The sequence below is a fragment of the Qipengyuania sp. GPGPB31 genome, from assembly GCF_038396345.1.
Lineage (GTDB): Bacteria > Pseudomonadota > Alphaproteobacteria > Sphingomonadales > Sphingomonadaceae > Qipengyuania > Qipengyuania citrea.
On sequence record NZ_CP149572.1, the window covers coordinates 1,024,207 to 1,039,129 of the forward strand.

12 protein-coding genes, 1 tRNA gene and 1 pseudogene are annotated in these 14,923 nt (G+C 62.6%); 12 read left to right on the plus strand and 2 right to left on the minus strand.

Annotated features, from left to right (window positions below):
* Window positions 1–48 precede the first annotated feature (48 nt).
* The 4 genes from WKH79_RS05225 to WKH79_RS05240 all read left to right on the plus strand — a co-directional run bounded on the left by WKH79_RS05225 (window position 49) and on the right by WKH79_RS05240 (window position 3,815).
* The gene (locus WKH79_RS05225) at window positions 49–837 is read left to right on the plus strand and encodes a SapC family protein (RefSeq protein ID WP_050601068.1); all 789 of its coding nucleotides are present in this window, start codon (window positions 49–51) and stop codon (window positions 835–837) included.
* Window positions 838–898: 61 nt separating this feature from the next.
* Window positions 899–1,882, plus strand: coding sequence for a hypothetical protein (locus WKH79_RS05230; RefSeq protein WP_341859825.1), 984 nt, complete (start codon window positions 899–901; stop codon window positions 1,880–1,882).
* Window positions 1,883–1,968: 86 nt separating this feature from the next.
* Window positions 1,969–3,012, plus strand: a complete 1,044-nt coding sequence (locus tag WKH79_RS05235) for a mannose-1-phosphate guanylyltransferase (protein WP_341859826.1) — start codon at window positions 1,969–1,971, stop codon at window positions 3,010–3,012.
* Entirely contained in the window at window positions 3,009–3,815 is an 807-nt protein-coding gene (locus WKH79_RS05240) for a class I mannose-6-phosphate isomerase (protein WP_341859827.1), read from the plus strand. Before WKH79_RS05235 ends, WKH79_RS05240 begins: the two co-directional genes overlap by 4 nt.
* A 205-nt stretch (window positions 3,816–4,020) precedes the next feature.
* Here WKH79_RS05240 and WKH79_RS05245 read toward each other — a convergent pair whose 3' ends face one another.
* Window positions 4,021–4,971 carry an N-formylglutamate amidohydrolase gene (locus WKH79_RS05245; protein ID WP_341859828.1) on the minus strand — a complete coding sequence of 317 codons (951 nt, stop codon included), beginning with the start codon at window positions 4,969–4,971 and terminating at the stop codon, window positions 4,021–4,023.
* A gap of 177 nt (window positions 4,972–5,148) precedes the next feature.
* Here WKH79_RS05245 and WKH79_RS05250 point away from each other — a divergent pair, with 177 nt between their 5' ends.
* The 8 genes from WKH79_RS05250 (at window position 5,149) to WKH79_RS05285 (ending at window position 12,229) form a co-directional block, all read left to right on the plus strand.
* The gene (locus tag WKH79_RS05250) at window positions 5,149–5,541 is read left to right on the plus strand and encodes a response regulator (protein ID WP_341859829.1); all 393 of its coding nucleotides are present in this window, start codon (window positions 5,149–5,151) and stop codon (window positions 5,539–5,541) included.
* Window positions 5,542–5,620: 79 nt separating this feature from the next.
* Window positions 5,621–5,695, plus strand: a tRNA-Val gene (locus tag WKH79_RS05255).
* Window positions 5,696–6,142: 447 nt separating this feature from the next.
* A complete protein-coding gene (locus WKH79_RS05260) occupies window positions 6,143–6,382 on the plus strand; it encodes a hypothetical protein (RefSeq protein WP_237452444.1) in 240 nt (79 codons plus the stop codon).
* 294 nt (window positions 6,383–6,676) lie between these two features.
* Window positions 6,677–7,897 (plus strand): NADP-dependent isocitrate dehydrogenase, encoded by a 1,221-nt coding sequence (locus WKH79_RS05265; protein WP_341859830.1) that lies wholly within the window; start codon window positions 6,677–6,679, stop codon window positions 7,895–7,897.
* A 109-nt stretch (window positions 7,898–8,006) separates the two neighbouring features.
* On the plus strand, window positions 8,007–9,662 hold the full coding sequence (locus WKH79_RS05270) for a bifunctional GNAT family N-acetyltransferase/carbon-nitrogen hydrolase family protein (RefSeq protein ID WP_341859831.1): 1,656 nt from the start codon (window positions 8,007–8,009) through the stop codon (window positions 9,660–9,662).
* 49 nt (window positions 9,663–9,711) lie between these two features.
* Window positions 9,712–11,472 carry a cation:proton antiporter gene (locus WKH79_RS05275; protein ID WP_050601060.1) on the plus strand — a complete coding sequence of 587 codons (1,761 nt, stop codon included), beginning with the start codon at window positions 9,712–9,714 and terminating at the stop codon, window positions 11,470–11,472.
* An 81-nt stretch (window positions 11,473–11,553) separates the two neighbouring features.
* On the plus strand, window positions 11,554–11,997 hold the full coding sequence (locus tag WKH79_RS05280) for a hypothetical protein (RefSeq protein ID WP_341859832.1): 444 nt from the start codon (window positions 11,554–11,556) through the stop codon (window positions 11,995–11,997).
* A 43-nt stretch (window positions 11,998–12,040) separates the two neighbouring features.
* The gene (locus WKH79_RS05285; protein WP_050601058.1) at window positions 12,041–12,229 is read left to right on the plus strand and encodes a hypothetical protein; all 189 of its coding nucleotides are present in this window, start codon (window positions 12,041–12,043) and stop codon (window positions 12,227–12,229) included.
* A 5-nt stretch (window positions 12,230–12,234) separates the two neighbouring features.
* Here WKH79_RS05285 and alaS read toward each other — a convergent pair.
* A pseudogene (alaS, locus tag WKH79_RS05290) lies at window positions 12,235–14,891 on the minus strand (alanine--tRNA ligase).
* Window positions 14,892–14,923 lie beyond the last annotated feature (32 nt).

Below are 14,923 nucleotides of genomic sequence, written 5' to 3' on the forward strand. Positions count from 1 at the left end.
ATCCTCCCGGGGTGTGCTGCTCAATCCAATCGAATTTCGGAGAAATCCATGGCCAGCGCGCCGCAGCCCAACCTGCCCCTGTTCTTCAAAGACCTGATGCCGCTCAACAGCAAGGACCATGCGAACTATCGTTCGCGTCCGATGCCGAAGGCCCCTTGGCTGGCCAACCAGCACGCAGTGCCCCTGACGGTTGATGAATTCGTCCAGGCGCAGCGCGACCTGCCGATCGTTTTCTCGACTGGTCCGGATGCCGTTCCGCTCGCGCTGATGGGGCTCAACGACGGCGTAAACACTTTCGTCGATGACGAAGGTACGGTGACCGAACAGGTTTACATCCCCGCTTACGTCCGCCGCTACCCCTTCATGCTTGCACGGCTCAAGCCGGACAGCGACGAACTGTCGCTCTGCTTCGATCCCACCGCCGAGAATATCGGCGAATTCGAAGACGGCCAGCCGCTGTTCGAGAACGGGGAAGCCAGCGAAGGCACCAAGCAGATCCTCGAGTTCTGCGAGCAGTTCGAGCATGCCGGTCAGCGCACGCAGGCCTTCATGAAGGAACTCAAGGACCATGACCTGCTGATGGATGGCGAGATTTCCATCACGCAGCAGGGCAGCGACAAGCCCTTCATCTACCGTGGCTTCCAGATGATCAACCAGGACAAGCTGCGCGAACTTCGCGGTGACCAGCTGCGCAAATGGACCGAGAGCGGCCTGCTGCCCCTGATCTGGGCGCAGATCTTCTCGATGGACGTGATGCGCACGATTTTCGGGCGCCAGCTCCAGCAGGGCAAGGTTCCCCTGCCCGATGCTGCGACCGCCGGTGTCCCGACTGCATAATCATTCGAGTACGGGAGCGCGCACCACTCCGGCTCGCGCTCCCGTGCCTCGATTTGCGCGCATGCGCACGATAGTCGCCGCGCTCGCTCTGGGCATGGCCGGGAGCATGGCTTCGGCGGCTGCGGACGGTAGCGACCCGCCCGAACCTCTTGAAACCTTTCAGCGCAGCGAGGATCGGCTCTTCCGGGTCGGATACCGTCTGGCTACCGCGAACGCGGCATTCTGCGACCAGACGGTGAGGGTTTCCGGCCTCCTGATCCACGATGCAGGCAGTTACAATGATCCCGCCGCAGTGCGTCGGCAGTTTGGCCTGCTCGGCGATATCGGCGTGCAAGCGGTTGCGCCGCTGTCTCCGGCTGACGCCGCAGGAATTCGGCAGAATGACACGATCCTCGCTATCGCTGGCCGCACGATCGAGGCCGAATGGCCACTGACCAATCCGCGCTGGCAGCGCGTGTCGGCGCTGAGGGACGTAGTCGATGATGCGCTATCCCGGGGAACGCTGGATCTTTCCTTGAGCCGCGCCGAATCGCCGGTGCTGGCAGCTTCGATCATCGGGGTCCCGGCCTGCCCCACGCGGTTCGAGCTCGTCGATTCCAAGAGCAGCGCGGCGGCCGACGGCAGCCGTGTGCTGGTCGGGGAGAACTTTCCGGGCCTTGCGTATGACGAAGCATCATTCGCTGCCGCGATAGCGCATGAAATGGCGCATAACATCCTGCGCCATCCGCAGACTTTCGCCGAAATCGGCTGGAAAAGGAAACTCGTCCGGCTCTCCGAGCGCGATGCCGACCGGCTGATGCCGTGGATCCTGCAAAATGCCGGCTACGATCCCGCAGCCGCGGTCCGTTTCATGCGGACCTGGGGCCCGAAGCATGGCGGCTGGATCTTCCGCAAGCGTACGCATGACGGCTGGGACGAACGCGTCGAATTCATCGAAGCCGAACTGGCGAAAATCGCCGAGGCTGCACAGTCCCACCCAGCGGGCCTGGCCGATTGGCAAACGGGCTTCGTTCCCGAACTGGAAATTCCGCACGAGGCGAATTAGCAATCTCCTTGGCGTAAAGGCCTGGCAGCCCCTTTTCAGAAAACCTCGGGTCTGCCACATCAATCGCTTCCAATCGCGGGGAGGCGATGCGCGTGCCGACAATCGTACCTGTTGTCTTGTGCGGGGGCAGTGGAACGCGCCTTTGGCCGCGAAGCCGTGCCAGCAAACCGAAGCCGTTTATTCCGCTCTTGGGCTCGAACACGCTCTTCGAAGCCACCCTTTCACGGTGCACAGACCGGCACCTGTTTTCCGCTCCGATCGTGGTGATTGGCGAGCATCACCTTCAATTCGCCAAACCACAGGCAGCGGCGATCGCGCCAGATGCGCAGTTCGTCATCGAGCCGATGGGTCGCAATACAGCACCGGCAATTGCCCTTGCGGCGATGGCCTTGGAGCCGCAGGAAATTATGCTGGTATGCCCGAGCGACCATCACATCGTCGATCCGCAGGCATTTCGGGACGCGGCAGGCGCAGCTGCGGAACTGGCGAGCGAAGATCACTTGGTGGCATTCGGGATCGAAGCCACCGCGCCGGAAACCGGTTATGGCTATCTACATCGCGGCCCACCACTCGGCGCCGGGTACGAAGTGCGGAGTTTCGTCGAAAAGCCCGATCTCGCAACGGCGTTGGGTTTCCTGGCGGACGGTGGATACGCTTGGAATGGCGGCATTTTCGCTTTCAAGGCCGGAACCTACCTCAGTGAGTTGGAGAAGCATCGACCTGAAATGGCTATCGCGGCTGCAGCAGCCCTTGCAAAGGGCGTGAGATCCGGCAGCGACATGCGCCCCGACGCCGATTGCTTTGCAACGATATGTGCGGAGTCAGTCGACTACGCGGTTATGGAGAACACCGACCGTGCCGCGATGATCGATGTTTCCATGGGGTGGTCCGACATCGGCAATTGGGATGCGCTTTTGCGCGAGCGAAACCCCGCCAACGAGCCGAACGTTGTCGTCGGTCCCGGGGAAATCCTGGGTGCGACAGGTTCCATGATCGACAGCGACGGTCCCCATGTCACACTAATCGGCGTGGACGACACCGTGGTGGTTGTCGACGGTAACGATGTTCTTGTCGTGGCGCGCGACGCTGCCCAACGGATCGGCGAGGCAAGCCGTTGCAGGAATTCATGATCCAGAAGCTCCGAACCCGGTTCGTCGAAAAAGTATGGGGTGTTTCGCGACTTCCGCCGCTGTTTGGTCACTCGTTTCAGAAACCAATTGGAGAGGTCTGGTTCGAACCGACACGCGATCTAGACCAGCTCTTGGCGAAATACATTTTTGCCAGCGAAAGACTGTCGGTTCAGGCTCACCCCACGAATGAGCAGGCACGAGCATTGGGCCTCGGCACCACTGGAAAAAGCGAATGCTGGGTCATCACTCATGCCGAACCGGGCGCGAGGATTGCGGCCGGGTTTCGCGAAACGATCAGTGCTGAGCACATGCAAGCGGCCGCGCTGGATGGTAGCATTATCCATCTGCTCGACTGGCACGAAGTCTATCCGGGAGATGCATTCTATATCCCGGGCGGCACTGTCCACGCCATTGGCGGCGGGGTGAGTCTTATCGAGGTGCAACAGAACAACGATATTACCTTTCGCCTGTTCGACTACGGTCGCCCACGCGAACTCCATCTCGACCGCGGCGTCGAAATCGCTGACACAGCCCCATACCCGGCTTCGCTGCGCAGCAGAATCGATGGTGACGCCGGCCAACTTGTCGACGGGCCGCATTTCGACCTGTTCTACTGGCGCTGCAGCGGCGAAGCGCCCTTCCCTGGGTTTGCCGATCACCCGGCTTTATTCATTCCCTTCTCGGGAACGGTCGCCATAGGAAAGGAAGACTTGGCCGTTGGCGAATGCGCTGTTGTTCACGGTCCGCGCTCAGATATGCTGCACGGCGATGCGCTGCTGTTGATCGCGCAGCCAAGGCGCTGACCCGCCCCGGCGACGGCTTCCTGATCCTGCGCTCAACCGTGACGCTTTCACGGCAGGCCGCCTCTTGAAACCAAAACCGCCCGAACCCATTTTTCCTGTGCCGGACGACGCTTTCCCTCATCGCTCGTCCGGTAATGCACGCGAGTGCATTCCTCCCTGAACCTTGGCCACCCTGCGCACTTGCGTGGGGTGGTTTTTTTCTGGGTCATTCCGCCGCTTGCGCGGCGGCGCCGGAGTTGCCCATCAACGCCGCCTCGATGCCGAGTGTGCGTATCAGGCCCGATAAAAGCTTCGCGATCGCCCCTGCCCGTACGCTGGGTTGGTCCAACCGTGCATCGAGATAGGTGCTACGGCAGACCTCGACCTGGATCGCATGAATACCGCGCGCCGTCTGTCCGTAGCGGTCGAGAACATATCCCCCCGCATAGGGCCGGTTATGCGCCACTCGGCGGCCGTTGTTCGCCAAATACCTGATCGCAAGATCGACCAGCCCCGGTTCGCACGACGCGCCGAACCGATCGCCGATTACGAACTCGGCCGGCTGATCGTGCGGATGCGCTTTGGGCAAGGGCGGCATGGAATGCAGATCGATAAGCAGCGCCGTGCCCCACCGGTCGCGCAAGCGCTCGAGTTCATGGCTCAGAGCCGCATGGTAGGGATGATAGATCCCCGCGATCCAGCTATCGAGCTCACTCCGATCGAGCGCTCGCCGCCAGATTTCGCCCATACCCGGAAGCCGCCGGGGCACCAGCCCGAGCCCATTGCGTGAACGCCGGTTGGCAAGCGAATGACGTGTCATGCGCGGCTTGGGCCCGCGAACCATGCCCCAATCGATATCGTCCGCCGACCGGTTGAGATCAATCATCGCGCGTGGTGCATCGGCCAGCAGAAGACTGGTTTGCGTCGCTTCGGCTGCAGGCAGGGCAAGCGCATCGACATAGCGGTCTTCCAGGCGCAGGCTGGCGCGTTCGGGCTGGCGTAGCGCTGCGAGCAGAAAAGCAGGATAGCACCGCCCGCTATGCGGCACCGCGATCAAAGCCGGTAAGTGCCCCCCTTCCCGCTGCCACAGGCGGTATGATGGCCCGTCGTTCTCCGGGATGCGTCCGCCCGTAAGTGGCTGGAGGCGCTCCTGCGCTGCTGCCGACGTATGTACCATCACCCCACGTTCGTGCGATCGCGGCGATTAGGCAAGCGCGGAATTGCGGCGCTGTCGGGCACTCGTCCCCGATAAACTGTCAGGACGTGCCCGAAGCCACCATCTCGCCCCGGCGCCGTTAACAATACTCGTTTCCGATACATGGTTTTTTAAAGCTCGTGCGTTATGCACGCATCCATGAATGTAACACCGAACCAGCGAATCCTGCTTGCCGAGGATGACGATGCGATGCGCGTCTATCTCGAACGCGCGCTCGTCAATGCCGGCTACGCCGTCGATGCGGTCGATCGCGGAACCGAGGCCCTCCCGTTGCTGAAGGAGACGGGCTACGATCTGCTGCTGTCGGATATCGTCATGCCCGAGATGGACGGCATCGAACTCGCGCAGCGTTGCAACGAGATCAGCCCCGACACCAAGGTCATGTTCATTACCGGTTTCGCGGCCGTGACACTGAAGGCCAGCCGCGAGCAGCCGAACGCCAAGGTGCTGTCCAAACCGTTCCATCTACGCGACCTCGTTCTCGAGGTTGAACGGGTCCTCGACGACCGCATCAGCGCCCAGTTTCAATAAGTCGACAATAGGGCCTTGCGCGGCTTTCCCAGGCTCGCTAAAGGGCCGGCCTGCCCCGCGAAGGGGCGCTCGATGGTGCGGGCGTATAGCTCAGTGGTAGAGCACTATGTTGACATCGTAGGGGTCGCAAGTTCAATCCTTGCTACGCCCACCATCGAAGCCTCCAAGGCATATAAAGCCCGCCCGAAACGGCGGGCTTTTTCGTACCACATCACTTTTTGAACAGTGTCATCGTGGAGGCCTGGGCCCCGTCGCCAAGATGCGATGCTTTGATATTTGGTGCCAATAGTTGCGCCGTACTTCCTTTGCGAGGTTGCTCCATTCGCACGGTACAGCATCCAGCGCCAATCATAATGCCCTTGTAATTGCTGCATAAAGGCCACACCAGAGGTTGGAAAGTAAAACGGTGCCGAGCGACAGATAGGGTTCTGAAGTCAACCTTTTGAGAACGAATGTAATTTATGCCCTTCCCACGTGAGACGAATGGGTCACTCACGGAGATTAACGGGGTTGCTAGCGCCGGCTAGATCAACTAGGTATGATTCGAATACGGGCGCAGTCGGCTCGCTTCTCGCGTTTCGGCTAAAGATCTGAATTCACAATGGAGAACAAGATGATTGCGAAGAAAATTTTGATTTCGGCTTCGGCTGCTGCAATGGCGTTCGCGCCTGTGGCCGCTTCGGCTGCTCCGGTTGCTGTCGAGCGTTCGTCGGCTGCCGCTGAAGACACCTCGGAACTTGGTGGCGCTGGCCTCATCATCGCCATCCTGGCCGGTATCGCAGTTGTGGCAGGCGTTGTTATCGCCGCTGACGACGACGACGATACCCCGGTTAGCGCATAATTTAAGCTGCTAGCTTGAAACGGACCGGCCGCGGAGTTCTCTCCGCGGCCGGTTTTTCTTTGTGCGTTTACTTCTTGGAAATGAGACTTCTGCAAGCGGCCCTATGCGTCGCGGCTTTACCCGGCAGTGAAAGCGACCTTGGTGTTGGATTGTCGGCACCAGCCTGACCCTTTTGCGCAGGTCGGGCTACCTATCCGCACCGATTGTCCCCTCGGCGAAACTCTTGTCCAACCTTGCCCTCGCGCCGTGCTCTGCTATGGCGCGCGCAATTCATTTTGAACGAACAGGATACCCATGGCGAAGATCAAGGTTGCGAACCCGATCGTCGAACTCGACGGCGACGAAATGACGAAAATCATCTGGCAGTGGATTCGCGAGCGGCTGATCCTGCCTTATCTCGACGTCGACCTTAAGTATTACGACCTTTCGATCGAGAAGCGCGACGAAACCGATGACCAGATCACGATCGACGCGGCCAATGCGATCAAGCAATATGGCGTGGGCGTAAAATGCGCCACCATCACCCCCGACGAAGCCCGCGTCGAGGAATTCGGCCTCAAGAAGATGTGGGTCAGCCCCAACGGTACGATCCGCAACATCCTCGGCGGGGTCGTCTTCCGCGAGCCGATCGTGATCGACAACGTTCCGCGCCTCGTCCCGGGCTGGACCGACCCAATCGTCGTCGGCCGTCACGCTTTCGGCGACCAGTACCGCGCCAAGGACACGCTGATCCCCGGCCCCGGCAAGCTGCGCCTCGTCTTCGAAGGCGAGAATGGCGAGAACATCGATCTCGACGTTTACGAGTTCCAGAGCTCGGGCGTCGCCATGGCGATGTACAATCTCGACGACAGCATCCGCGACTTCGCGCGTGCCTGCATGAACTACGGTCTCGACCGTGGCTGGCCGGTGTATCTGTCGACCAAGAACACCATCCTCAAGAAGTATGACGGCCGCTTCAAGGATCTGTTCGAGGAAGTGTTCGAAAGCGAATTCAAGGACAAGTTCGCCGAAGCGAACATCACCTACGAACACCGCCTGATCGACGACATGGTCGCCGCCGCGCTCAAGTGGAGCGGCAAGTTCGTGTGGGCCTGCAAGAACTACGACGGCGACGTCCAGTCCGACGTGGTTGCGCAGGGCTTCGGCTCGCTTGGCCTGATGACCAGCGTGCTGATGACGCCCGATGGCAAGACCGTCGAAGCCGAAGCCGCGCACGGCACGGTTACCCGCCACTATCGCCAGCACCAGGAAGGCAAGGCGACCAGCACCAATCCGATCGCTAGCATCTTCGCCTGGACGCGCGGCCTGATCTATCGCGGGCGCTTCGACAACACGCCCGATGTGGTGAAGTTCGCCGAGACGCTCGAGCGGGTTTGCATCCAGACCGTCGAAAGCGGCAAGATGACCAAGGACCTCGCGCTGCTCATCGGTCCCGACCAGAGCTGGATGACCACCGAGCAGTTCTTCGAGGCGATCGTCGACAACCTCGAAACGGAAATGCAGGCCTGGGCCTGAAACCAACCCCCGACTTCGTCATTGCCTAGGCAGTGACGCACGAGACCGGGACCGGCACGCGCCGGTTCCGGTCTTGTCGTAAGGGGTCACCAGAAAAGACAGGGATGACATGGCCGCACCGGCAAACAAGAAGCGCACCGTGAAACGCAAGGGCCCCGAGAAGTTCGGCCAGCGCCGGCTCGAAGTGCGCAATGCGATGATCAAGGACATTCCCGGCATCGCGCATCTCGTGCGCCGGGTGTACGAGGACATGCCTGCCTATACGCACGGCGAGATCCGCGGCCAGATCAACAATTTCCGCGAAGGCTGCTTCGTCGCACTGCTCGATGACGAGGTCGTCGGCTATTGCGCGACCATGCAGTTGGCCGAAGCGCTCGCCTTCCAGCCGCATGACTGGGACGAGATCACCGGCAATGGTTACGGCAGCCGCCACGATCCGACCGGCGACTGGCTTTACGGCTACGAAATGTGCGTCGATCCCAAGGTGCGCGGTGTGCGCATCGGGCGCCGGCTTTACGAAGAGCGGCGTGCGCTGGCCGAAGAAAAGGACCTGACCGGGATCGTCTTTGCCGGCCGCATGCCCAATTACCGCCGGTTCCGCCGACGGGTCGAGGGCCCGCAGGATTACCTCGACAAGATCGTCGAGGGCAGGCTGCACGACCCCGTGCTGCGCTTCCAGCTGGCCAACGGGTTCGAACCCGAGCGGATCATGCAAGGCTACCTGCCCGAGGATAAGGCCTCGATGGCGAATGCGGTGCTGATGGTCTGGCGCAACCCCTATGTCGAGCGCGACCAACCGGTGAAGCAGCGGCTGCCCCGCGGGGTCGAGGCGGTGCGCGTCGCGACCTGCCAGCTGCAGGCGCGCCAGGTAGCCGACTACGACGAGTTCATGCGTGCAGTGCAATATTTCGTCGATGTCGCAAGCGATTACGAGGCGGACTTCATCGTCTTTCCCGAGCTCTTCACGCTTATGCTGTTGAGCTTCGAGGAGAAGGAACTCTCGCCCGTCGAGGCAATCGAGCGCTTGTCCGAGTACACCCCGCGGCTGCGTAACGACATCTCCGAGATGGCGATGCGGTTCAACATCAACATCATTGCCGGTTCGCATCCGACGCGGATGGAGGATGGCGACATCCACAATGTCGCCTACGTTTGCCTGCGCGATGGTGCGGTGCATGCTCAGGAAAAGATCCACCCCACCCCCAACGAGCGCTATTGGTGGAACATCAAGGGCGGCGACAAGGTCGAGGTGATCCAGACCGACTGCGGTCCGATCGGGGTGCAGATCTGCTATGACAGCGAGTTCCCCGAGCTGTCGCGGCGCCTGGCGGACGAAGGCGCGCGAATCATCTTCGTGCCCTTCTGCACCGACAGCCGCCAGGGCTACCTGCGCGTGCGCTATTGCGGCCAGGCCCGTGCGATCGAGAACCAGTGCTTCGTCGTGCTCAGCGGCAATGTCGGTAACCTGCCCAATGTCGCGAACATGGATATCCAATATGCGCAGAGCTGTATCCTGACGCCCTGCGATTTCCCCTTTGCCCGCGACGGAATCGCCGCCGAGGCGAGCGAGAATGTCGAGACGCTGACGATCAGCGACATCAATCTCGCCGATCTCAGCTGGGCACGCGCCGAAGGGACGGTGCGCAATCTCGCCGACCGCCGCTTCGACCTCTACCGGATCGAATGGGACGAGGACGGCAAGCACCCGGGCAAGCCCCGTCCGCGCCGCGAACCACTCGGCCCCGCGCATCCGGGTGGGGGTTAGCGCGGATCGCTTCGTGACAGCCTGACACGGCGCGGTTACGGAAGGTCCCATGGCATCGGCTGAATTCGCAAGTCCGGCAGTATCCGACGCGCTGGTCATCCTCGGCGCGGCCGGCTTGGTGATCCCGGTGTTCACGCGCTTCCGCGTGACGCCGATCATCGGTTTCATCCTGATCGGCATCCTCGTGGGGCCCTATGGCCTCGGGCGGCTGGTGTTCGAGCACCCCTGGCTCAATCACATAACGATATCCGATCCGGAGGCGCTGGAACCCTTTGCCGAATTCGGCATCATCCTGCTGCTGTTCACGATCGGGCTCGAGCTGAGTTTCAACCGGCTGTGGCAGATGCGCAAGCTTGTCTTCGGGCTCGGCGCGATGGAGCTGCTGGTGATCGGCAGCTCGCTGGCGATCGCCCTGTCGATGATGGGGCAGTTCTGGACCGGCGCGCTGGCGCTGGGCTTCGCGCTGGCGTTCTCGTCCACCGCCATCGTGCTGCCGATTGCCGGCACGCATTCACCGGTCGGCCGGGCAGCGCTGTCGATGCTGCTGTTCGAGGACATCATGATCGTGCCGATCATCTTCATCCTCGGCGCCATGGCCCCCAATGCCGCGGGCGAAGGCTGGGAAGGCATGCTCACCACGCTGTGGCAGGGCGGGCTGGTCATCGCCGCGATGATGATCCTCGGCCGCTTCGCCCTGCCCCGGCTGTTCGGGCAGGCGGCGCGCACCAAGAGCCCCGAACTGTTCCTTGCCGCGTCGCTGCTGGTGGTGATCGGCGCGAGCCTGGCCACCGCGGCGGTCGGACTGTCGCCGATCGTCGGCGCGTTGATCGCGGGCCTGCTGATCGCCGAGACCGAATACCACGCCGAAGTCGAAACGATCATGGAGCCGTTCAAGGGCCTCGCGCTCGGTATCTTCCTGATCACCGTGGGCATGAGCATCGACCTCCAGACGATCTGGGAGAATTTCGGCCTGATCGCGACAGCGGTGCTGCTGATCCTGCCTTTCAAGGCGCTGGTCACCGGGATGTTGCTCCGCATGATGGGGGCGCGGCGCAGCACGGCGGCGGAAACCGGCATTCTCATGGCCAGTCCGTCCGAAACGACACTGATCATTCTGGCAGCGGCCAGCTCGGCGCTGCTGATCCAGCCAGGCACCGCGCAGTTCTGGCAGATCGTCACCGCGATCGGCCTGACCGTCACCCCGCTGCTTGCGCGTCTCGGCCGGGTCATAGCCCGACGGGTCGAACCCGTCCCCGAACTGCCCGAGGATACGGCCGACGAACCCCGCGTGATCATCGTCGGCGCGGGCCGTGTCGGCCTGCTCGTCGCGCAGATGCTCACCGCGCATGACAAGCCCTATATCGCGCTCGATGCCGACCCGGACCTGATCGAAAGCGCCAAGCGCGGCGGTTTCCGCGCAACTTTCGGCGATGCCGCGCGCGGCGATTCGATGGACCGGCTGGGTATCGAGAACGCGCTGGCGGTGGTGCTGACGATGGACGAACCCGTTCTCGTGCAGCGCCTGGTAGCCAAGCTGCGCCGCGAACATCCCGACCTGCTGATCGTGTGCCGTGCGCGCGATGTCCAGCATGCGGCCCAGCTCTACCGCGCAGGCGCGAGCCACGCGGTACCCGAAACGCTCGAAAGCTCGCTGCAGCTGTCCGAGGCCGTGCTGGTCGATATCGGCGTCGCAATGGGCCCGGTGATCGCCTCGATCCACGAGAAGCGCGACGAGTTCCGCGGACAGATCGAGCAGGAAGGCGCGCTGGCCTACAAGCCCAAGCTGCGGACCAGTACGACCGAGGCTTAGCCGATGGCCACAAGGCTGGAATCCCGTTCGGATTGCACACGCTGCGCAGCGCTGTGCTGTATCGCCTACCCTTCCGAGGACATGCCTGGTTTCGCCGCCGCCAAGGAAGCGGGCCAGCCCTGCCCCAAGCTTGGTCATGACGGTCTCTGTACGATCTATGCGGACCGCGCGGAACAGGGCTTTGCTGGCTGCCTCCGCTTCGAATGCTTCGGCGCGGGGCAGCATGTCGTCCAGACCCTGTTCGAAGGGCGCGACTGGCGCGACGACCGGGAATTGCTGGGGCCGATGATCGAGACATTCCTCGCCATGCGCCCGGTGAGCGATCTGGCCTTCCTGGTAAGTCGCGCGCTCGCCAGCGGGCCCGATCCGGACACGATCCTCCGGCTCGAAGCGCTCCAGGCTGAACTGGCGGAAATAGCCGCGTCGCGCGAGACGCTGCGCGAATCGGCCCGCATTGCGAAGGCCCAATCCGACGTCAGGCAGGTATTTGCCGCGCTCGATCCGGATGCCCTGCGGAATTCATGAACTTCCGGCTGGCCCATGCGTTGGTGGGGCAAAGGAGAAAGACATGAGCAACCCCGACCCCACCAAGCCGACGCCGAACAGCGAGAAGTTCAAGCCGCAGAACGTGCAGGATCCGGTAAGCACGGTCGAACCGCCGACTGCCAATGCCGACAAGCCCGCCGATACGGGCGGTCAGGACCTCCCGCGCGGCAGCCAGTCCGAAGTCGGCCGCAAATCGCGCAACCGTAGCTAAGCAACCTATCCGGCGGAGAGTTTGCCGCGCACCGCGGCGATCGCTTCGTCGGCCTTGGCACCGTCCGGACCGCCCCCTGGGCCATGTCCGGGCGGCCGCCGCCGCCCTTCCCGCCCAGCGCCTCGACTCCGGCACGCACCAGATCAACTGCGCTGAAGCGTTCGGTCAGATCGTCGGTAACGGCCACTGCAAAGGCGCCCTTGCCATCATTAACCGCACAGATAGCGGCGATGCCCGAGCCGATCCGGCCCTTGGCCTCATCGAGCAGCGGGCGCAGGTCCTTCGGATTAAGCCCTTCAACCACCTGACCTGAAAATGTGACGCCCCCGACTTCTTCGTCGACGGGGCCGGATTCGCTCGCGCCGCCGCCACCGAGTGCAAGCGCGCGCTTGGCTTCGGCAAGTTCCTTCTCAAGCCGTTTGCGTTCCTCGACCAGTGCGGTGACGCGCGCCGGCGCCTCCTCGGGCGAAGTCTTGAGCGCGCCCGCGATGACCCGCACCGCTTCGTCGCGCGCGACAAGCCATTTGCGCGCTGCTTCGCCGGTCAGCGCCTCGATCCGCCGGACACCCGAACTGACCGCGCTTTCTGAAACGATCTTGAACAGGCCGATATCGCCGGTCGCCTTCACATGCGTACCGCCGCATAGCTCGACCGAATAATTGCGCCCTTCGCCGACCGTGCGGCCCATCGAGAGGACACGCACTTCGTCGCCATACTTCTCGCCGAACAGCGCCAGCGCGCCCGCAGCCACCGCATCGTCGGGTGTCATAAGCCGTGTGCCGACCTGTTCGTTGGCACGGATTTCCTCGTTCACCTCGACCTCGATCGCCGCGATATCGTCATCGCCGAGCGGCTTGGGATGCGAGAAATCGAAGCGGAAGCGGTCTTCGGAAACCAGCGAACCCTTCTGCGTGACATGATCGCCGAGGCGATTGCGGAGTGCGGCATGGACGAGGTGCGTCGCGGAATGGTTCGCCCGGATCCGGTCGCGCCGTTCGGCATCGACTTCCAGGTGAACCGCGTCGCCGACCTTGACCGAACCGCCGGTAATCCTGCCGACATGCGTGTGCAGCCGGCCCAGCGGCTTGTTGGTGGTCTCGACTGCGAATTCCAAACCTTCGGGCGTCCATATCCGCCCGGCATCCCCGGTCTGGCCGCCGCTTTCGCCATAGAACGGCGTCTGGTTGGTCAGAACGACCACCTCATCGCCGGCCCCGGCCGACTGGACCTGCGCACCGTCCTTGACGATCGCAACGACCTCGGCTTCGCCGGTGGTCGAATTGTAGCCCGTGAACTCGGTCGATCCCTGCGCATCGGCGATATCGAACCAGACCTCTTCGCTGGCCGACTGGCCCGAACCCTTCCACGCCGCCCGGGCAGCCGCCTTCTGCTGCTCCATCGCCGCATCGAATCCGTCCTTGTCGACGGTGATGCCGCGGCTGCGCAGCGCATCTTCCGTCAGATCGTAGGGGAAGCCATAGGTGTCGTAGAGCTTGAACGCGGTCTGACCGTCCAGCGTCCCGCCCTCGCCCATCGTGCCGGTTGCCTCGTCGAGCAGCTTGAGGCCCTTGTCGAGCGTGCGGCGGAACTGCGTTTCCTCGCGTTCGAGCACCTCTTCGATCAGCGCCTGCCCGCGTTGCAGTTCGGGATAGGCCTGGCCCATCTCGGTGACGAGAGCGGGCACGAGACGGTGCATCAGCGGTTCGCTCGCGCCGAGCAGGTGCGCGTGGCGCATGGCGCGGCGCATGATCCGCCGCAGGACATAGCCGCGGCCTTCGTTCGAAGGCAGGACGCCATCGGCCATCAGGAAGCTGGTCGAACGCAAATGGTCGGCGATGACCCGGTGGCTGGCAGTGCTGTCGCCTTCGGCCTTCACTCCGGTCAGCCCCTCGCTCGCCGCGATCAAATTCCTGAAAGTGTCGGTGTCGTAATTGTCATGCACCCCCTGCATCACCGCGGCGACGCGCTCGATCCCCATGCCCGTGTCGATGCTCGGCTTGGGCAGGTCGCCGACGATCTGGTCGTTTTCCTGCGTGAACTGCATGAACACGAGATTCCAGATCTCGACAAAGCGGTCGCCGTCCTCCTCGGGTGATCCCGGAGGGCCGCCCCAGATATGGTCGCCGTGATCGTAGAAGATCTCCGAACACGGCCCGCAGGGACCATCCGAGCCCATCGCCCAGAAATTGTCCTTTGTCGGGATACGAATGATGCGCTCGTCGGCGAAGCCGGTCAGCTTCTTCCACAGGTCGAAGGCCTCGTCATCGGTATGGTAGACGGTGACCAGCAGCCGGTCCTTGTCGAGGCCCCATTCCTCGGTCAGCAGCGTCCAGGCATGCAGGATCGCCTGCTCCTTGAAATAGTCGCCAAAGCTGAAATTGCCGAGCATCTCGAAGAAAGTGTGGTGCCGCGCGGTGTAGCCGACATTGTCGAGATCGTTATGCTTGCCCCCGGCGCGGACGCATTTCTGCGCGCTGGTGGCGCGCGGCGCGGGCGGGGTTTCGAGCCCGGTGAACGAGTTCTTGAACGGCACCATGCCGGCGTTAACGAACATCAGCGTGGGATCGCTGAAGGGGACGAGCGGCGCACTGGCGACTTCGGCATGCTCATGGCGTGCGAAATAGTCGAGGAAACTGCGGCGAATGTCGTTGGTCGAAGTCATGACCGGGCAGTTAGGCAATCGGCGCGCGGGCG

Excerpts from the sequence above, each read along its gene's own strand:
- WKH79_RS05270 (WP_341859831.1), top strand. The coding sequence starts at position 8,007 with ATGGCCGCACCGGCAAACAAGAAGCGCACCGTGAAACGCAAGGGCCCC.
- WKH79_RS05280 (WP_341859832.1), top strand. The coding sequence starts at position 11,554 with ATGCCTGGTTTCGCCGCCGCCAAGGAAGCGGGCCAGCCCTGCCCCAAG.
- WKH79_RS05285 (WP_050601058.1), top strand. The coding sequence starts at position 12,041 with ATGAGCAACCCCGACCCCACCAAGCCGACGCCGAACAGCGAGAAGTTC.
- WKH79_RS05250 (WP_341859829.1), top strand. The coding sequence starts at position 5,149 with ATGAATGTAACACCGAACCAGCGAATCCTGCTTGCCGAGGATGACGAT.
- WKH79_RS05235 (WP_341859826.1), top strand. The coding sequence starts at position 1,969 with ATGCGCGTGCCGACAATCGTACCTGTTGTCTTGTGCGGGGGCAGTGGA.
- WKH79_RS05240 (WP_341859827.1), top strand. The coding sequence starts at position 3,009 with ATGATCCAGAAGCTCCGAACCCGGTTCGTCGAAAAAGTATGGGGTGTT.
- WKH79_RS05260 (WP_237452444.1), top strand. The coding sequence starts at position 6,143 with ATGGAGAACAAGATGATTGCGAAGAAAATTTTGATTTCGGCTTCGGCT.
- WKH79_RS05265 (WP_341859830.1), top strand. The coding sequence starts at position 6,677 with ATGGCGAAGATCAAGGTTGCGAACCCGATCGTCGAACTCGACGGCGAC.
- WKH79_RS05275 (WP_050601060.1), top strand. The coding sequence starts at position 9,712 with ATGGCATCGGCTGAATTCGCAAGTCCGGCAGTATCCGACGCGCTGGTC.
- WKH79_RS05230 (WP_341859825.1), top strand. The coding sequence starts at position 899 with ATGCGCACGATAGTCGCCGCGCTCGCTCTGGGCATGGCCGGGAGCATG.
- WKH79_RS05245 (WP_341859828.1), bottom strand. The coding sequence starts at position 4,971 with ATGGTACATACGTCGGCAGCAGCGCAGGAGCGCCTCCAGCCACTTACG.
- WKH79_RS05225 (WP_050601068.1), top strand. The coding sequence starts at position 49 with ATGGCCAGCGCGCCGCAGCCCAACCTGCCCCTGTTCTTCAAAGACCTG.